The following is an 18055-nucleotide window of genomic DNA, read 5'->3' as shown; positions in this document are numbered from 1 at the left end:
CACGTTCATTCGAATTCTCGCCGAAAATCGGTGAAACTTGCTAACAGTCGTCCGGGTGTGACCGGACGCGTTCGACGAGAAGTTTGCACCGCCGGAGCACGCGCAATGGGTGGTGGGGAGGATTCGGTGGTGAAGTCGACCGGAACGGCGGCTGCCTGTCGCAGGCTGCTGCTCTGTGGGGTGCTGGCATCTGCCGCACTGTCCACCTCGTGTGCCACGCCGGGCACCCCGACGGCGGTGAGCGCGCCCACGGTCACCGTCAACAGCGAAGACGCCTGGCATCCCGGCCTGTCCATCGGGCTGCCCGATTCGCTGGCCGCGGAGTTCACCCTCTTGCAGTCGAAGCTGCCGGGCCAGGTCGGCATGGCCTTGATGCCGGTCGGCGGCGGCCGGATGACGATCTACGGCGACTGGACCACCGGCATCGCCTGGTCCACGATCAAGATCCCGCTCGCGGTCGCCGCGTTGCGCCACGACTCCGACCAGTCGATCTTCGAGATGGTGGAGGCCGCGATCACGGTGTCGGACAACGACGCCGCCGAAGGCCTGTGGGAATCCCTCGGTGACGCACCGGAAGCCGCCGACGCCGTGCAGCAGATCCTCGACGAGGCGGGCGACGCGGCCACCGGCAAGTCGGGCACCCGCACCGAACTCGACGGCACCTCCTTCGGCGGCACCGAATGGTCGCTGGCCAACCAGGTGCGGTTCGCGTCGCGGCTGCCGTGCCTGCCGCAGGCCGAGGTCGTCACCTCGCTGATGGGTGAGATCACCGAGGATCAGGGGTGGGGTCTCGGCTTGCTGGACGATACCGAGTTCAAGGGTGGCTGGGGTCCCGACGATGTCACCGGGGTCTACACCGTGCGTCAGTTCGGACTGGTGCCCGTGGGCAGCGGTCAGCTCGCGGTAGCCCTTGCGGCACAAGCCGATTCGGGTTCGTTCGACGACACCACCGCGCTGCTCGACCGGATGGCGCTGCTGCTGGCCCGGCACCTTCCGAACTTGCGCGGCGGCGTCTGCCCGCGCTGAGCGTACCGGCTCAGCCGGGAACGACCAGGCCGGATTCATACGCCAGGACCACCGCCTGGGCGCGGTCGCGCAGCCCGAGCTTCGAGAAGACCTTGGAGACATGGGTTTTCACGGTCTGCTCGGCCACGAACAGTGCCGCGGCGATCTCGGTGTTCGACAACCCCTTGGCCACCAGTTCGAGGACCTCGCGTTCGCGCGGGGTGAGGGTGCCGAGCGCTGGCGCGGGGGCGGTACGCACGGTATTGCGCCTGCGGGTGACGTCGGCGATGAGCCTGCGGGTGATCGTCGGCGCGAGCAGCGCCTCACCGTCGGCCACCACCCGCACCGCGCGCACCAATTCCTCGGCGGGCGCGTCCTTGAGCAGGAACCCGCTCGCGCCGATGCTCAGCGCCTCGTAGACGTAGTCGTCGATGTCGAAGGTGGTGAGCATGAGCACCCGCACCGGCGGGTCGAGATTCGCGGTGAGGATCGCGCGGGCGGCATCGAGGCCGTTCATCTCCGGCATCCGCACATCCATCAGCACCACGTCGGGACGCAGCCGCTTGGCTTCGGCCACCGCCACCTTCCCGTCGGGTGCGTCGCCGACGACGCTGATATCGGTCTGCGCACCCAGCAGGGCGCCGAAACCCTGGCGCACCATCGCCTGGTCGTCGGCGATCAAAACGGTAATAGCCACCCGACCACCCTAGTGGGTGGGCAGTGTCACCGAGACCTCGAATCCGCCGCTGAGCGTGGGCGCCGCGTGGAGCTCACCGCCGACCGCGACAACGCGGGTGCGCATGCCCTCGATGCCGTGCCCACCGCCCGCACCGGGCTGGGGCACCGTGGCGGTCGCCGCGTTGTGCACGGTTACGCTCACCTCGCCGGGGCCCACCGCCACCGCGACGTGCACCGCGGCACCCGGTGCGTGCCGCGCGCAGTTGGCCATCGACTCCTGCACCACCCGATAGACGACGAGCCCGGTCGTCTCCGGCACCGATTCCAGATCCCCGGTCACCGTCCAGTCGACGGGCAGACCCGCGCGCAGGGCCGACGCGCAGAGGGCGGGCACGTCCGAGGCGCGCGGCTGCGGCGCGTGTTCGGGCAGCTGGCCATCACTGCGCAACACCCCGAGCAGGCCGCGGATCTCGTTGAGCGCGGTGCGGGCGGTGGCGCCGATCGACTCGAACTCGGCGCGTGAGGCGGGGTCGAGGTCGGTGATCCGGTACGGCGCGGTCTGCGCCTGCACCACCACCATGGACATGTGATGGGCGACCACATCGTGCAGGTCACGGGCGATGCGCGCCTTCTCCTCGAGGATCGCCCGACGCGCGCGCTCGAGCTCGGTCACCTCTTCCTGCCGCTCGAGCTTGCGCCGCGAGGCCAGCAGGATCCGCACGAGATAGCCGAACAGCGCCAGCGCGCCGAACCCCATCGCCCAGCCCCACAGCGGACCGGTGTCCGAGCCGGGCATCGTCGTGGCGAACAGCATCGAGGTGGCCGCCCAGGCGACGACCACGATCGGCACCGCGGCCCGCAACGCCACCGCGAACAACAGCACGAACAGCACGATGATGTGCACCACCTGGAAGGGCAGATCGTTGTCGGCGCCCGGCTGCATGCCGATCGAGAACAGCAGCGCGGCCCCGGCGGAGATCGCCCACCCCATCGCCGGGTTGACCCGCACGAACAGGATGGGGAAGGCCGCCAGCGCCGACAGCAGCGGCGCGGTGACCGGCGAGACCTCGTGGGTGACGAACAACGTCGGCCACGCGATGCTGTACAAAATCAGCGCGACCAGCACCGTTGCGAAGTCGAACCAGGTGCGCGCGGGTATTCCTCGCGCGGCGGGGCGCAGTGGTGCGGTCATGACAGTGAGCCTACGAACCGTCCGGTCAGCGGACCTCATACCCACGAACCGAATACGACCCCCTACCCTGGTGTGACCCCGGCGCCGGGCCTGCCACCCGCGCGCCCCGATAAACAAGTCCGTAGCGGGATGCCCGCCGCGTGACCCGCTCCTTACCGTCGGAGGCCATGAACACCCCGCTTCGCCCGGTACCCGCCGCCGCTCGGGCCCGTACCGCAGATTCCGCCGCCTCCGCGCCGTCCCCCGATTCCGCGCAGCACCGCCGTCGTAGCGGTGTCGCGCTGTGCACGGCCGGGCTGGCCATGGCCGCCGCCGTGGTCATGTCGGCACCGGGCGCCATGGGCGGTACGACCCCGACCGGCAGCGAGAACGTCGCGGCCGCCGCCGCGGTGCGCGCGCTCATCGACGACAGCCCGGACGCCACCTCGCTCATCCCCCGCGATTTCGGCTACAAGTTCGGTTACGACCCCGTCCAGCTGGACGGCTTGCTGGTGAACCCGAACGGCGGCTGCTCCTCACCGGTGACGCTGCCCGCCGAGTTCGAGTCGGCGTGTAAGGCGCACGACCTGGGCTACGACGTGCTGCGCTATGCCGAGCGGGTCGACGAACCCCTCGGCGGGTGGGCGCGCCGCTCGGTGGACGCGGCGCTGAACCGGCGTATCCACGCCTCGTGTCAGCAGCGCGACGACGAGTTCTCCCGTGCTCGCTGCGGCGTGATGGCCGATATCGCCTTCACCGCCGTGGACGTGAACTCGCGACGTCAGGAGTACGGCGCACCGGTGGTCGAGAACGTCTTCGCCCAGACCGACCCGGCTGACCGGCCCAACCTCTGGCCGCTCGCCCGCACCGTTCTCGGCTTGTTCGCGGTGACGGCGGCTTCGGCCGTGATCATCGACGCGCTGCGCAAGTTCCGCCGGCGCTTCGTCTGATGCGGTTGCCGAAAACTAGAACATGTCCTAGTTTTCACACATGTCTCTAGTCATCGACGAAACGATCGAGATCGACGCCCCCGCCGCGAAGGTGTGGGAGGTGCTCACAGATTTCGAGCGCTACGGCGAGTGGAACACCTTCTGCTACGAGGCGTCGAGCACGCTGGAACCGGGCTCGACCATCGACATGCGGGTCCAGCTGGGCAGCAACCGCCGTCCACAGCGGGAATGGATCCGCAGCCACACCCCGGGCGTCGAGTTCAGCTACACCATGAAGCCGGTGCCGCTGGGCGCGCTGCACAGCCTGCGCTCGCACACCGTCGTCCCCCTCGGCCCCGACCGGTGCCGCTACGAGTCCCGGTTCACCCTGGCCGGCTGGTTCAGCCCCGTGGTGAAGTTGGCGCTCGGCAAGGATCTGCGAGCCGGCTTCACCGCGATGACAGCGGGCGTCGGCAAGCGCGCGGTGGCCTGAGCGCACTCGTTCGGGTACCGCCAGGCCCACACCGAGGCGGCCGCCTGCACGGCAACCCCCGGCCGCGACTCACCAAAAACGGGGCGCGCCCGGCTCTTTCGAACCAGCGCGCCCCGCTCGGGGAATTTCTCAGACCGCGCTCGGGGTCGGCAGCGCGCCACGAGCCACCTCGTAGGCCGCGCCCACCCGGTACAGGCGGTCGTCGGCCAGCGCGGGGGCCATGATCTGCAGACCCACCGGCAGGTTGTCGTCGGCCGACAGACCCGACGGCACCGACATGCCGGGGTGACCCGCCAGGTTGGTCGGCAGGGTGCACAGGTCCGACAGGTACATGGCCAGCGGGTCGTCGACCTTCTCGCCCAGCTTCCACGGCGTGAACGGGCTGGTCGGCGAGACGAGCACGTCGACCTGCTCGTAGGCGGCGTCGAAGTCGCGCGCGATCATCGTGCGGACCTTGAGCGCCTGGCCGTAGTAGGCGTCGTAGTAGCCCGCCGACAGCGCGTAGGTGCCGATCATGATGCGGCGCTTGACCTCCGGGCCGAAACCGGCCTCACGGGTCAGCGACATCACCTGGTCGGCGCTGTGGCTGCCGTCGTCACCGACGCGCAGGCCGTAGCGCATGGCGTCGAAGCGCGCCAGGTTCGACGACACCTCCGACGGCATCACCAGGTAGTACGACGACAGCGCGTACTCGAAGCTGGGGCACGACACCTCGACCACCTCGGCGCCCAGTTCCTTCAGCACCGCGACGGCGGCGTCGAAGGAGGCAATGACGCCGGATTGGTAACTGTCGGAATGCAATTCGCGCACCACGCCGACGCGCACGCCCGTCAGATCACCGTTGGCGCCCTGCTTGGCGGCGGCCACCACCGGCGCCACCGGAACATTGCGTGAGGTGGAGTCGCGCGGATCGTGCCCGGCGATCACCTCGTGCAGCAGCGCGGTGTCGAGCACGGTGCGACCACACGGACCACCCTGATCCAGCGACGACGCGCACGCGATCAGGCCGTAGCGCGAGACGGTGCCGTAGGTAGGCTTCACCCCGACCGTCGCGGTGACCGCGGCGGGCTGACGAATCGAGCCACCGGTGTCGGTACCGATCGCCAGCGGCGCCTGGAACGAGGCCAGGGCCGCCGCCGAACCGCCACCGGAACCACCAGGGATGCGGGTGGTGTCCCACGGGTTGCGGGTGGGACCGTAGGCGGAGTTCTCGGTGGAGGAGCCCATCGCGAACTCGTCCATGTTGGTCTTGCCGAGAATCGGGATGCCCGCGGCCCGCAGCCGGGCGGTGACCGTCGCGTCGTACGGCGACATCCAGCCCTCGAGGATCTTCGAGGCACAGGTGGTCGGCATGTCGGTGGTGGTGAAAACGTCCTTGAGCGCCAACGGAACTCCCGCCAGCGACGAGGCGGGCGTTTCGCCCGCGGCGAGCGCGGCGTCGACCACGGCGGCCGCGGCGAGGGCTTCGTCGCCCGCCACGTGCAGGAAGGCGTTGAGCTCACCGTCTACCTTGCCGATGCGATCCAGGTGCGCCTGGGTGACCTCGGTGGAGGACACCTCGCCGCCGTGGATCTTGCTCGCCAGCTCCGCAGCCGACAGCTGCGTCAACTCCGTCATTCGCCCTCTCCCAGGATCTGCGGGACCAGGAAACGCTGTTCTTCCACGGCGGGCGCCTGGTCCAGCGCCTGCTCGGGGGTGAGGCCGGGCGTGACCACATCGGGCCTGGTCACATTGGTCGTCGGATTCGGCGACGCGGTGGCGGGGACGTCGGCGGCGACCTCGGTGATGGTCTGCACGTGGCTGAGGATCGAATCCAGCTGACCGGCGAACTGGTCGAGTTCGGCGTCGGTCAACGCCAGCCGGGACAGCCGGGCGAGGTGAGCGACCTCGTCGCGGGAGATTGCGGGCACCGCGGGACCCCTTTCGGCTTCGGTGGGCAGTATTCGGTACAGCCTAATTGGCGGGGCCCAGAGGTTTTTACGCGCCCGTCCCCGCAGCTCGGACGCACCCGCCGCACACGAAAGTTCGCGCATGTCGCGCCGATGGGGTCATACTTCGGGTCGAGAACCCGCGTTCAGGGGTGTAAGTATTGCTTCACCGGGTATTCGTCTCGAACAACCCCGGCCGTTATGGAAAGGAACGCACGTGTCATACCTGCTCCGCGTGCAACTTCCGGATCGACCGGGAAGCCTCGGCTCCCTCGCACTCGCCCTCGGCGGGGTCGGCGCGGACATTCTCTCGCTCGATGTCGTGGAACGCGGCGCCGGCTTCGCGATCGACGATCTCGTCGTCGAAGTCCCCACGGGCGCACTTCCCGACACCCTCATCACCGCCGCGGAATCGGTGCGCGATGTGAGCGTCGACTCCATCCGCCCGTACTCCGGCGTGCTCGACACCCACCGCGAGCTCGAGCTGATCGACCAGGTCGCCAGCGCTCGCGACGACCGGCTCCAGGTGCTCGTCGACGGCTGCCCGCGGGTGCTGCGCGTCGGCTGGTCCACGATCATCGGCCTCGGCCCGGCAGGCGCCTACCGCATCGTCGGCAGCCCGAGCGCCCCTGAGACACAAGCGGGTTCGGCCCCGTGGATGCCCATCGAGAAGCCGATGTGGCTCGACGGTGAGGCCGAATGGGTGCCGGAGATCTGGCGCGACATGGACACCAAGCTCGCCGCCGCACCGCTGGGCAACACCGGCCGGGCACTGCTCCTCGGTCGCCCCGGTGGGCCCGACTTCCGCCCGTCGGAAGTGGCGCGGCTCGGCTACCTCGCCGGCATCGTCGCCACCGTGCTGAACTGATCGGGTCAGCGCAGCGCGAGCCGCATCACGAACAGTTGCAGTCCGTCGTGGGTGGCCCAATCACGTTCGGGGACACCGACAAAGCCGAGCCGCTCGTACAGCCGGTGCGCGTCGACCATCGAGAACATCGTGGTGAGCGCGACCGCGTCGAAACCGCCTGATCGCGCCTCGTCGACGACGGCGCGTACCAGTGCGGTGCCGACGCCGAGTCCGCGGGCCCGCTTCGACACCGCGAGCATCCGGAACTCGAGTTCGCCGGGCTGAGCGATCTCCGCGTAGGGCGTGCCGGGCTTCGCGACCGTGAGCGAGCCGACGACCTCCCCGTCGTGCACGGCCACGAGGACCTCGGCCTCGGCGGCCCGATGCGGCACGTCGGCGAGTTCGCGCACGTAGTCGTCCCCGTCGGCGACATAGCCGTCGCCCACGTACACCTCGACGGTCAGCGCGGCGACCGCGTCGTATTCGTCGGGGTGGGCGGGCCGGATCAGAAGTCCGGTGGTCTGGTCGTCGGTACCGTGCATCCCCGAATGGTCCCATCCGGACGCTTGTGAGCTCCGACTCACCCATGCCCGGCGAGGACGGTGAGGTCGCTCAGGAGCCGAGGTAGGGGCGCAAGCCGGGGTGCTCGGTGTGCCAGTCGTCGGGATTGTGCGGCGGGTAGGCCACGGCGAGGTGGTCGCCGGGCGCGGGCCAGTGTGCGGCGTCCCAGGCGAAGCGGCGGTAGACGACCTTGCCGGTGATCGACGGGCCGGTGACGGTGCCGGTGATCGTCACGTAGTGCTCACCGGTCATCGCGGGCAGCGGGCTGACACCGGTCACGTAGAGCGACCCGTGTTCGAGGTTCGCCCTGCCCCGGCCGGTCCGCCCGGAGACGACGGCCGCGATCGTCACCACCAGCATCGTCACCAGCGCTACCGCCATCACCACTTCGAGCATGCGCCCATGCTATGCCCCGCTCACAGCGGCGTGAGTTCGCTGACCCCCAGCGCGCGGCGCACCTGCCACACCGCCGTGCGGGTGCGCTGGGAGCGGCCGTTGCCGCGGTCGATCAGCGCTCGATCGGCGGTGGTGTAGATCAGTTGTGCGCCACGGGAATTGGTCTCCGGGTTCTGGAACAACTGGACGAGGCGGTCGGTCTCCTCCACCGGCAGGCCGACTCCGAGATCGTCGACCGCGAGCACCTGGCCGGTATCGAGCGCTTCCAGCATGGCGGGCAGTACGCGCAGCAGCGAACGGGTGGCGGTGGATTCGTCGGCCAGTTCGAACGGGACGTCGATGCCCTCGTGCACCAGGCTCAGCCCCGCGCCGCGGCGGTCGACCATGCGCCGGTACAGCGCGTCACGTGCCGCGCGAAGGGTGCTCAGTTCGCGATCCACGAGAATCTGCTCGGGGTGGTCGAGATGGCCTGCCAGCGCGCCGATCTCGGCGTCCAGATCGCGCAGGTAGTCCGCGTACATCGGATCGTGTTCGGCGACGAGCAGATCCTCGATCCCGAGATCGGCGGTGCGCAGCAGCATCAGCAGACGCGCCGCGTTGTCGGGCGAGCGGGAGATATGGCTGCCGAGGTCGTGCGCGAGCGCGTCGGTGTCGGTGTCGACATCGCCTTGCTGCACAGTCAGATTCGCCGCGAACCACCGGTACGCGGGCACGAGCGCCTCGGCGTACATCTGCCCCGCCAAACTCAGCAGCAGCGCGTTCGGCCGCAGCAACGGCACCAGCGCCGCCACCCCGTACCGGGCCGCTTCGAACATCGGCCCGATCTTCACCTCGTCACCCCGGCGTTCGAACACGATCCGCTTGCGCGACCGAGGATGGGTGTAGAGCCACTCCGCGACCACGTCGGCGTTGTCGAGCCGGAACCCGTAGGTATAGGGCACGCCCTCGGCGACGAATCCGGCCACGAATTCCGTCGGCCGCTCGGCGAACCCGAGATGCGGTCGCCGCACCGGGCCCGCGTAGGGATCCCATCCGCTCACGGAATTCAGGACCGCGTCCCGCATCTGCCCGATCGCGTCGATCACGCTCGTCTTCCCGGCCGCCGCCACCCCGTGCACCGCGGTCACCGGCACCGCCAACGGCCCGCCGGCCCCCTTGGTCAGCCGCAACTGCTGAGCCTCCGCCAGCGATCCATGATTGGTCACCTGAAAACTGCGCAGCAAGGGTCCGCCTCTCCGAGATTCTTGGCAAGACTAAGGGACGTGGGGTGTCCGCCGACACAACAGGCTGGTCCACGGCTCCAGCGTTCTTGGCCGAATCGCAAGCCGACCGTGCGCGATGACCAGTGCCCGTTCGCCTCGCAGCGCCACCGACTCCCGCCTGATCTCGTCAGGACATGGGTAACTCACCGGGCACGGGCAAATGCGACTACCACTTCATAGCTTGCCGCGCGACAAAGCCTCCCTGTCCCGTAGTCTGGCTGAAATTCACGGAGAGGCGGAACAGTGGCGGTTCGGGTGATGGTTCGCGGAGTTGTCGTTGCCGCGGTGACCGCGGGAGCGCTCGTGCCCGCGGCGCTGGTGAGTGCGCCCAGCGCGCTGGCCGATCCGTGCCCGGCGGGAACCGCGCGGGTGTTCCTGGGGAACTCGACCAACTCGTGTCAGGGTGCGGGGTCGGTGTCCTACACCGACGCTCCGGTGTCGAAGGTGTGCTCGATGACGAGCACCGATGTGACGGTGGAGATCCAGACCAACATCAAGAAGCGGCCGCTGCGTACCCAGGAGCTCAGCAACGGGCAGTGCGCGTCGTTCGACATGAAGACCCAGATCGGCAACACGGTCACCGTCACCCCGAACTGACGCCGGGGTGTTCGGACTCGGCTAGTCCGCCACGACCGGATCCTCGTCCGGTGCGACCCTGACCGCGTCGGGGCCACCCTCCAGGAGCCGCCGGAAGCCGTCTTCGTCGAGGATCTGGACGCCGAGTTCTTCCGCCTTGGCCGCCTTCGAACCGGGCGCCTCGCCGATCACCACGAACGCGGTCTTCTTCGACACCGAGCCCGCCGCCTTGCCGCCGCGAACGAGGATCGCCTCCTTCGCGCCGTCGCGGCTGAAGGTCTGCAGGGATCCGGTGACGACGATCGACAGACCGTCGAGGTTGCGTTCGATGGATTCGTCGCGCTCGTCTTCCATCCGCACCCCGGCCGCACGCCACTTGTCGACGATCGCACGATGCCAGTCGACGGTGAACCATTCCACGACCGCCGCGGCGATGGTGGGGCCGACACCGTCGGTGGCTGACAGTTCTTCTCCGGTCGCGGATTCGATGCGCGCGAGGTCCGCGAACTCGGCGGCCAGCGCGCGGGCCGCGGTCGGACCGACATGGCGGATGGACAGCGCGACGAGCACCCGCCACAGCGGAGTGTCCTTGGCCGCTTCGAGGTTCTCGAGCAGGCGGGCACCGTTGGCCGAGAGGGCACCATCTTGTTTGGTGAACAGCGGCACGCCGAGCAGATCCTGCGCGTCGAGGGCGAACAGGTCGCCTTCGTCGGCGATCGCGCCCGAGGTGAGCAGGGCGTTGGCGGCTTCGTAGCCGAGGGCCTCGATGTCGAAGGCGCCGCGACCGGCCAGGTGGAAGACGCGTTCGCGCAGCTGGGCCGGGCAATGCCGCTGGTTGGGGCAGCGGATGTCGGCGTCGCCCTCCTTGGCGGGGGCGAGTTCGGTGGCACACTCGGGGCAGTGCGTCGGCATGACGAATTCGCGTTCGGTACCGGTGCGCGCGTCGACGACGGGCCCGAGGACCTCGGGAATCACATCACCGGCCTTGCGGATCGTCACGGTATCGCCGATGAGCACGCCCTTGCGCTTCACTTCCGAGGCATTGTGCAGGGTCGCCATCGACACGGTCGAGCCGGCGATCGAGACCGGCGACATCACCGCGAACGGGGTGACCCGACCGGTGCGGCCGACGTTGACCTCGATGTTGAGCAGCGTGGTGGTGGCCTCTTCGGGCGGGTATTTGTAGGCGATGGCCCAGCGTGGGGCACGTGAGGTGGAGCCGAGGCGGCGTTGCAGGGCCGTCTCGTCGACCTTGATCACCTGACCGTCGATCTCGTGCTCGATGTCGTGGCGATGTTCGCCCCAGTAGGCGACCCGCTCGATGACCGCGTCGATGCCCTCGACCAGGCGGGTGTGGGCCGAGACCGGCAGGCCCCAGGCAGCCAGTACCTGGTAGGCCTCGTGCTGGGAGGCCGGGCGGTAACCCTCGATACGGCCGAACCCGTGGCAGATCATCCGCAGCCGACGCTGGGCGGTGATCGCGGGATTCTTCTGGCGCAGCGAACCGGCGGCGGTATTGCGCGGATTCGCGTAGGGCGGTTTGCCCTCGGCGACGATCTGCGCGTTCAACGTCTCGAAGTCCTCGAGCCGGAAATACACCTCGCCGCGAACTTCCAGGAGCTCCGGGATCGGGAATTCCTCGGTGGGGGTGAGCTCTGCGGGGATGTCTTCGATGGTGCGCGCGTTGAGGGTGACGTCCTCCCCGGTGCGCCCGTCACCGCGAGTCGCGCCGCGCACCAGCTTGCCGTTCTCGTACACGAGGTTCAACGCGACGCCATCGATCTTGACTTCGCACAGATAGTGCAGCCCGGACCCGGTTTCGGCTTCGACCCTGCTCGCCCAGGTGCGCAGCTCGTCGTAGTCGAACACGTTGTCCAGCGACAGCATCCGCTCGAGATGGTCGACCGCGGTGAACTCGGTCGCGAATCCGCCGCCGACCAGCTGCGTGGGCGAATCGGGGGTCCGCAGATCCGGATGCGCGTCCTCGAGAGCCTGCAACTCGCGAAGCAACGCGTCGAACTCGCCGTCGGTGATGATCGGCGCGTCCCGCAGGTAGTAGCGGAACTGATGCCCACGCACCTCGTCGGCCAACTGCTGCCACTGCACCCGCTGCTCGGGCGTAGCGGCTTCGGCACTCACAGAAACCGCGCTGTCGCTGTCACTCACCCACCCGAGGTTAGTCGAGCACACCGACACATCCACGCACGTCGCAGCCGTGCGGGAACGAGATTTCGTGGAGATCGGCGGGAACTACCTCACCGATGACCGCGGCCCGACCGCGACTGTTCCGGCCGCTCGATGGTGAGCGAGTCCGGGTCCTCGGCGAAGGCGCGGGCGACGTCGGCGGCCAGCGCGAGGGCCTTGCGAGACCACGCGAGCGGAGCTCCCGCCAGACCGCAGGTGGGGGTGACCAGGACCTGGGTGAGGGCCGCACGAGGGAAACCGAGGTCGTCCACGAGCCGGACCGCGGGCTCGGCGGCGGTGCGCCAGGTGAGCGGGCTCGTGGGCGGTTCGGTGGGGATGAGTCCGAGGGCCAGCTTCTTGCCGGAGTCCACGGCTTCGCCGATGTCGTCGAAGTCGGCGGTGGTGATGGTCGACGCGTCGAAGGACAGGGCGGCGGCCGCGGTGCGGCGCAGGGTGGGCAGGGCCGGGCGGGCTGCGCAGGTGTGCAGGACGACCGGTCCCGGTTGGGCGTTGATCACGACGTCGAGGAAGTGGATCGCCTCCGGCCCGGGCAGCGCACGGACGGTGTTGAGCACGCTCGGGCCGGTCAGCGATCCGTCGAGAACCGTTGTCAACTGCGGTTCGTCCAGTTGCACAACCACTTTCGCCCCGAGTCGTTTACCGATCTCGGCGGCGTGCAGGGCAAGGCCCTCGGCCAGCGAGTCCGTGAGGTCGCGCAGCGCACCGCGATCGGTGAGGATGCGATGACCGCCGGGCAGTTCGACCTCGGCGGCGAGGGTGAGCGGCCCGACCGACTGGATCTTGATCACCCGGCCGGAACCGACGAGACCCGCTGTCTCCCAGGCTTCCTCGATCGCGTCGAGATCGACGCGCACGAAGTCGCGGGCCTTGCGCGAGACCGAACCCGGGCGGTCGGCGAGCCGGTAACCGCGGGTGGTCGCGTCGAACCGCAGATCGACCAGGAGCGCGGAGGCGCGCCCGATCATGTCGGCGCCGATCCCGCGATCGGGAAGTTCGACGAGGTGGGGCAGTTCCGGCAGTTCACCGATGATGGTGGTCGCCGCCTCGAGTGGATCGGTGCCCGGCCAGGAACCGAGACCGGTGGCGAACGCTCCGGCGAGCAAGTCCACCGGCTCCGCCGCGGATCGGTCGTCGGACTGCTCACTACCACGCCACAACGTCACGCGCTCAACACCTTTCGTGTCGTCTGGGTCGGTGGTCCACACCGGATCGGCGCCGACCACCACGAACCGTGCGCCGCACCACGGCGCGGGCCGTCACCCGTCATCCTGCCGTGCGCGCCGACTACCGGCGCACCCACCACGACACGATCAGGCTGACGCCGCCGACGAACCGGACTCGACGTCCGCGGCACGGTCGGTGCCGTTGATGGTGCCGCTGCCGATCACGGTGTCGCCGCCGTCGTCGTCGGGCAGGTACAGCACGATGGCCTGACCCTTGGCGACGCCGGTGAGCGGCTCACGCAACCTGGCGACGAAGCCGTCGCCCTCGGGCTCGACCACGGCCGGCGCGGTCCCGCCGTGCGCGCGCACCTGCACGACGCACTCGATCGACGAGGTCGGGCGCACGCCGGACGTCCAGATCGCGCGGTCGGCGGTGACGATGTCGACCTGCAGATCCTCGACCGAACCGACCTTCACGGTCCCCGAATCGGGATCGATCCCGGTCACATACCGCGGCTTGCCGTCGGCGGCGGTGTGGCTCAGGCCGAGGCCCTTGCGCTGACCGACGGTGAACCCGTGCACACCCTCGTGACTACCGAGCACCGTGCCGTCGGAATCGACCAGCGCACCGGGCCGGATGCCGATCTTGGCACCGAGGAAGGCGCGGGTATCCCCGGACGGGATGAAGCAGATGTCGTGGCTGTCGGGCTTGTTCGCCACCGCCAGCCCACGCTCGGCGGCTTCCTCGCGGATCCGAGGCTTGGGGGTGTCACCGACCGGGAACATCGCCCGCGCGAGCTGCTCGGCGGTGAGCACCGCCAACACGTAGGACTGGTCCTTGTCCGCGTCGACAGCACGACGCAGCACACCCTCGTCGAGCCGCGCGTAATGCCCGGTCACCACCGCGTCGAAGCCCAGCGCCTGCGCGCGATCGGCCAGCGCGGAGAACTTGATCTTCTCGTTGCAGCGCAGGCACGGGTTCGGGGTCTCCCCCGCGGCGTAGGCGGCGACGAAGTCGTCGATCACGTCTTCCTTGAAGCGATCGGCGAAATCCCAGACGTAGAACGGGATTCCGAGCACGTCGGCGGCGCGACGCGCGTCTCCGGCGTCTTCCTTCGAGCAGCAGCCACGCGACCCGGTGCGCAGCGTGCCCGGGTTCGCCGACAGCGCCAGATGCACCCCGACCACCTCGTGCCCGGCGTCCACGGCCCGCGCCGCGGCCACCGCGGAATCGACACCACCACTCATCGCGGCGAGAACTCTCATCAGGCACCTCCTCTAGCGCCGGCCAGGCCTGCGGCCCTGGCCCGATCGATGACCTGCGGCAGCACGGTCAACAGTGTTTCGACATCGGCTCCGGTCGACGTGTGACCGAGCGTGAAGCGCAGCGAACTGCGCGCCTGCCACGGTTGCACACCCATCGCGATCAGCACATGGCTGGGCGAGGCGACGCCCGCGTTGCAGGCCGAACCGGTGGAGCATTCGACACCGGCGGCGTCGAGCAGCATGAGCAGCGAGTCGCCCTCGCAGCCGGGGAACGTGAAGTGAGCGTTGCCGGGCAGTCGTTGCGCGGGCCCGTTGAGCACGGCATCCGGCACCGCGGCCCGCACACCGTCGATCAGCTCGTCGCGCAACGCCCGCAACCGCTGAGCGCGCGCGGGCAGGTCGGTGACGGCATCGCGCAGCGCGGCGGCCATCCCGATCGCCGCGGCCACATCGGGGGTACCGGAGCGCAGGTCGCGTTCGTGCCCGCCGCCGTGTACCAGCGGCACACACGGCACACTTCGGCCCAGCAGCAGTACGCCGATCCCGTGCGGACCGCCGACCTTGTGCCCGGCCACGCTCAGCGCGGCCAGCCCGCTCGCGGCGAAGTCGACCGGAATCTGGGTCACTGCCTGGATGGCGTCGCTGTGCATCGGGATGTCGAATTCCTGTGCCACAGCAGCCAATTCGGTGATCGGCTCGATGGTCCCGACCTCGTTGTTGGCCCACATCACACTGACCAGCGCCACCTCGTCGGCATGCGCGGCGAGCACCTCGCGCAGCACCTGCGGCGAGACGACGCCCTCCGCGTCGACCGGCAGCCAGCTGACCTGCGCGCCCTCGTGCTTCTCCAACCACTCCACGGCATCGAGCACCGCGTGATGCTCGACCGAGCTGGTGACGATCCTGGTGCGCCGCGGATCAGCCGCCCTGCGCCCCCAGAAGATCCCCTTGACGGCGAGATTGTCGCTCTCGGTACCCCCGGAAGTGAAGATCACTTCGGACGGCCGCGCACCCAGATCAGCGGCGATCGACTCGCGCGCCTCTTCCAGCGACCGCCGCGCCGCCCGCCCCGATCCGTGCAGCGAGGACGCGTTGCCGACCGCCCCGAGGGCAGCCGTCATCGCCTCGACGGCGGCGGGCAACATCGGAGTGGTCGCCGCGTGATCGAGGTAGACCGTCTTGGGCGCACCGTTGACCGGACCCGAATAAGCCGACTTCATGACCGACAAAGCCTATACCACCGCTGACCTGGTCATCTTCGGGGTCCACCCCTGCTTCCTACGATTTTTCGACGATTTACCCAGGATCCTCAACGCGGGCATCACCGATCGGTATTCCCGGATCGACGGTACAGACGCCGGGAATCCGCTCGATCAGATCGACCTCAGCTCCCTCCGTGCGTCATTGCGTGGGTGCGGTCTGCCACGTCACGGGTCAGGTTGTCGCGGAGTGCGCCGCCGGGACTACGCCGAGTTGCTGCATCATCCCGAGCGTGTCCCAGGAGGCCCAACTCTCGATGATCTTGCCGTCCTCGAAACGATTGATCGTAATTCCCTGAACAACTGCCGATTTGCCGGTGGCGGGCATACCCATCATCTCGCCGTCATTGGTTCCGGTTCCCGTCCATCGGGTGGTGACGAAGTCGCCTTCGGCGATCTGTTCGTTGATCAGGAACCGTTGATCCGAGAAAGCGGCGAGATACATCTGCACGAGCCGCCTGAGGCCTTCGGGGCCATGAACCTCGGCGAACGGGTTCTGCGGATCGTGGTTGATGCAGCCGTCGGCCATGACCTCGTCGAAGACATCGAGGTCTCGCGAGTTCCACGCGTCGAAGATGCGCTTGGCTGAAGCCTTGTTCTGCTCTGACATGGCGTTTCCTAACTGGTAGTGACGCCGAACCGGCGAAGGGGCTCGTCACTACAGGCAGCCTTCGCCGCGCCCGGCGTTCAGCATGGTGTGACGCTCTGGCCGCGATGCCGACGGAATCCAGCCGTCACAACCCGATACGAGGACGCTGCCATCACGGAGGATGCCCGCCCAGATGTTGCCCGGCAAGCATTCGACTCCCCACCGGGCGCAAACGTGAAGCCGGTGTACGGAATAATTGTGCGCCTTTTTCGCAAGCAAGGTAAGGGGCGACAGCGAGAAAGCGCGGCCGGATACACCGAAGGCGACGACCACCGGGCCTCCCCGGTCGGCGCGCCGCGCGATGAGTTTTCCGGGGCGACGTCGTCTGCATCGATACATCCCGCAGACGACAAGGAGAATCCGATGGCGACCACGTACACATTCGATGTCTTTTCCAGCCTCGACGGCTATGGCAGCGTCAGCGGGGGCGACTGGGGTGGGTACTGGGGCAAGCAAGGGCCGGAGCTGCTCGGCCACCGGCTGGCGCTGTTCGAGGTGGATCAGCGGATGGTGTTCGGGCCCAAGACCTATCGGGCGTTCGCGGAGATGCTGGCTTCGGGCGACGTGGCGGAGGTGCGTGACCCCTGGGTCACCCGGATGCGCGATCTCCCGGCGACGGTGGTGTCGAGCACGCTGGAGGGGCCGCTCGACTGGCCGGACGCGACGATCGCCCGCGGTAACGCCGTCGACGTGGTCGCCGAGCTCAAGGAGAAGTCCGCCGTGCCGTTGCGCTCCCACGGCAGCCTGTCGATGAACCGGGCGCTGATGGCCGCGGGGCTCGTCGACCGCGTCCAGGTGACGGTGTTCCCGGTGATCACCGGACAGACCGGTGACGACCCGATCTTCCGGGGTGCGGCCGATTTCGACCTCGAACTGCTCGAGAGCCGGACGCTCGACGGCGACATCCAGGAACTCGTCTACCGGCCGACCCTGCACGGCTGAGATCAGGTGTGCGGTTCCCGGGTTCGGTGCGTGTCAGAATGCGCCCATGACCATCAAGTTCGACGCGCTCGATGCCGCCTTGCTGGCCGAACTGGCCCGTGACCCGCGGGCGCCGATTCTCGAGCTGGCGCAGCGACTCGGGGTCGCCCGCAATACCGTGCAGGCGCGGATGAAGCGGCTCGAGGCGTCGGGTGCCGTGCGGGGCTATCCGCCCGATATCGATGTGCAGGCCATCGGGTTCGCGGTGCACGCCTTCCTCGGCATCGAACTCGATCAGAACAAGATGGATCCGATCATCGAGACGCTGCGCGGGTTCCCGCACGTCCTCGAGGTGCACGCCACCACCGGCCGCGCCGATCTGCTGGTGCGCATCGCCGCGCAATCGCAGCAGGATCTCCTGGAGATCATCCAGCGGGTGCACGCCATCGACGGCGTGAACCACACCGAGACCATGCTCGCCCTGGCCACCCCGATCGGGTATCGGAGCCTGCCGCTGGTCGAGCACCTGACGAACCGGACGAATCAGCCGTGATGTGACCCAGGTCTCTCGTCCTCGAGCAGATTGACACATCCAGCCCAGTGGTACAGATCACTTTTGAGCAGACTGATCAACTATTCGACTGACTGTTGACACCGATTGCCCCTCCACGGCACATTTCGCAGCACCGATAGCAAGTTCCTTCGTTGCGCAGCTCACGATCTGGGTTGTGGAAAGTGTGGTGAGG

19 protein-coding genes are annotated in these 18055 nt (G+C 68.5%); 7 read left to right on the top strand and 12 right to left on the bottom strand.

The window, feature by feature from the left end:
* Nucleotides 1-129 precede the first annotated feature (129 nt).
* Nucleotides 130-1026, top strand: coding sequence for a hypothetical protein (locus ACFTS5_RS20950; RefSeq protein WP_378633358.1), 897 nt, complete (start codon nucleotides 130-132; stop codon nucleotides 1024-1026).
* Nucleotides 1027-1036: 10 nt separating this feature from the next.
* On the opposite strand, the gene ACFTS5_RS20945 is transcribed toward ACFTS5_RS20950, so the two are convergent.
* Together ACFTS5_RS20945 and ACFTS5_RS20940 are read right to left on the bottom strand one after the other, a co-directional pair.
* Complete coding sequence (locus tag ACFTS5_RS20945) at nucleotides 1037-1702, bottom strand: response regulator (protein ID WP_378633355.1); 666 nt, start codon at nucleotides 1700-1702, stop codon at nucleotides 1037-1039.
* A gap of 9 nt (nucleotides 1703-1711) precedes the next feature.
* Complete coding sequence (locus ACFTS5_RS20940) at nucleotides 1712-2875, bottom strand: sensor histidine kinase (RefSeq protein WP_378633353.1); 1164 nt, start codon at nucleotides 2873-2875, stop codon at nucleotides 1712-1714.
* A 167-nt stretch (nucleotides 2876-3042) separates the two neighbouring features.
* On the opposite strand from ACFTS5_RS20940, the gene ACFTS5_RS20935 reads away from it, so the two are divergent.
* Nucleotides 3043-3804 (top strand): hypothetical protein, encoded by a 762-nt coding sequence (locus ACFTS5_RS20935; RefSeq protein WP_378633350.1) that lies wholly within the window; start codon nucleotides 3043-3045, stop codon nucleotides 3802-3804.
* 40 nt (nucleotides 3805-3844) lie between these two features.
* On the top strand, nucleotides 3845-4276 hold the full coding sequence (locus ACFTS5_RS20930) for an SRPBCC family protein (RefSeq protein ID WP_378633348.1): 432 nt from the start codon (nucleotides 3845-3847) through the stop codon (nucleotides 4274-4276).
* A 129-nt stretch (nucleotides 4277-4405) separates the two neighbouring features.
* On the opposite strand, the gene gatA is transcribed toward ACFTS5_RS20930, so the two are convergent.
* Together gatA and gatC are read right to left on the bottom strand one after the other, a co-directional pair.
* Nucleotides 4406-5893 (bottom strand): Asp-tRNA(Asn)/Glu-tRNA(Gln) amidotransferase subunit GatA, encoded by a 1488-nt coding sequence (gene gatA, locus ACFTS5_RS20925; RefSeq protein ID WP_378633346.1) that lies wholly within the window; start codon nucleotides 5891-5893, stop codon nucleotides 4406-4408.
* A complete protein-coding gene (gene gatC, locus ACFTS5_RS20920) occupies nucleotides 5890-6186 on the bottom strand; it encodes an Asp-tRNA(Asn)/Glu-tRNA(Gln) amidotransferase subunit GatC (protein WP_101466314.1) in 297 nt (98 codons plus the stop codon). The genes gatA and gatC overlap by 4 nt, the downstream gene beginning before the upstream one ends.
* A gap of 235 nt (nucleotides 6187-6421) precedes the next feature.
* On the opposite strand from gatC, the gene ACFTS5_RS20915 reads away from it, so the two are divergent.
* Nucleotides 6422-7072 (top strand): amino acid-binding protein, encoded by a 651-nt coding sequence (locus ACFTS5_RS20915; RefSeq protein ID WP_358105186.1) that lies wholly within the window; start codon nucleotides 6422-6424, stop codon nucleotides 7070-7072.
* Between the two features lie 5 nt (nucleotides 7073-7077).
* Here the strand turns inward: ACFTS5_RS20915 and ACFTS5_RS20910 are convergent, their stop codons facing one another.
* From ACFTS5_RS20910 to ACFTS5_RS20900, 3 genes are all read right to left on the bottom strand, one after another.
* Complete coding sequence (locus ACFTS5_RS20910) at nucleotides 7078-7593, bottom strand: GNAT family N-acetyltransferase (RefSeq protein ID WP_378633343.1); 516 nt, start codon at nucleotides 7591-7593, stop codon at nucleotides 7078-7080.
* A gap of 70 nt (nucleotides 7594-7663) precedes the next feature.
* A complete protein-coding gene (locus tag ACFTS5_RS20905; RefSeq protein WP_378633340.1) occupies nucleotides 7664-8008 on the bottom strand; it encodes a hypothetical protein in 345 nt (114 codons plus the stop codon).
* Nucleotides 8009-8028: 20 nt separating this feature from the next.
* A complete protein-coding gene (locus tag ACFTS5_RS20900; RefSeq protein ID WP_378633338.1) occupies nucleotides 8029-9213 on the bottom strand; it encodes an ATP/GTP-binding protein in 1185 nt (394 codons plus the stop codon).
* Nucleotides 9214-9528: 315 nt separating this feature from the next.
* Between ACFTS5_RS20900 and ACFTS5_RS20895 the strand changes: the two genes are divergently transcribed.
* Nucleotides 9529-9867, top strand: coding sequence for a hypothetical protein (locus ACFTS5_RS20895; RefSeq protein WP_378633335.1), 339 nt, complete (start codon nucleotides 9529-9531; stop codon nucleotides 9865-9867).
* Between the two features lie 21 nt (nucleotides 9868-9888).
* Here ACFTS5_RS20895 and ligA read toward each other — a convergent pair whose 3' ends face one another.
* From ligA to ACFTS5_RS20870, 5 genes are all read right to left on the bottom strand, one after another.
* Nucleotides 9889-12012 carry an NAD-dependent DNA ligase LigA gene (ligA, locus tag ACFTS5_RS20890; RefSeq protein WP_378633333.1) on the bottom strand — a complete coding sequence of 708 codons (2124 nt, stop codon included), beginning with the start codon at nucleotides 12010-12012 and terminating at the stop codon, nucleotides 9889-9891.
* A gap of 89 nt (nucleotides 12013-12101) precedes the next feature.
* Entirely contained in the window at nucleotides 12102-13160 is a 1059-nt protein-coding gene (locus tag ACFTS5_RS20885) for a methionine synthase (RefSeq protein WP_378633482.1), read from the bottom strand.
* Nucleotides 13161-13361: 201 nt separating this feature from the next.
* Nucleotides 13362-14480 (bottom strand): tRNA 2-thiouridine(34) synthase MnmA, encoded by a 1119-nt coding sequence (gene mnmA, locus ACFTS5_RS20880; RefSeq protein WP_378633331.1) that lies wholly within the window; start codon nucleotides 14478-14480, stop codon nucleotides 13362-13364.
* Complete coding sequence (locus tag ACFTS5_RS20875; protein ID WP_378633329.1) at nucleotides 14480-15700, bottom strand: cysteine desulfurase family protein; 1221 nt, start codon at nucleotides 15698-15700, stop codon at nucleotides 14480-14482. Before ACFTS5_RS20875 ends, mnmA begins: the two co-directional genes overlap by 1 nt.
* A gap of 214 nt (nucleotides 15701-15914) precedes the next feature.
* On the bottom strand, nucleotides 15915-16349 hold the full coding sequence (locus tag ACFTS5_RS20870; protein WP_378633327.1) for an ester cyclase: 435 nt from the start codon (nucleotides 16347-16349) through the stop codon (nucleotides 15915-15917).
* A gap of 402 nt (nucleotides 16350-16751) precedes the next feature.
* Here ACFTS5_RS20870 and ACFTS5_RS20865 point away from each other — a divergent pair, with 402 nt between their 5' ends.
* Together ACFTS5_RS20865 and ACFTS5_RS20860 are read left to right on the top strand one after the other, a co-directional pair.
* A complete protein-coding gene (locus tag ACFTS5_RS20865; RefSeq protein WP_378633325.1) occupies nucleotides 16752-17330 on the top strand; it encodes a dihydrofolate reductase family protein in 579 nt (192 codons plus the stop codon).
* A gap of 46 nt (nucleotides 17331-17376) precedes the next feature.
* A complete protein-coding gene (locus tag ACFTS5_RS20860; RefSeq protein ID WP_378633322.1) occupies nucleotides 17377-17862 on the top strand; it encodes an Lrp/AsnC family transcriptional regulator in 486 nt (161 codons plus the stop codon).
* Nucleotides 17863-18055: the final 193 nt, after the last annotated feature.

This window comes from Nocardia sp. NPDC056952 (assembly GCF_042674185.1).
GTDB lineage: Bacteria > Actinomycetota > Actinomycetes > Mycobacteriales > Mycobacteriaceae > Nocardia.
This window is presented reverse-complemented; position numbering and strand designations above follow the sequence as displayed.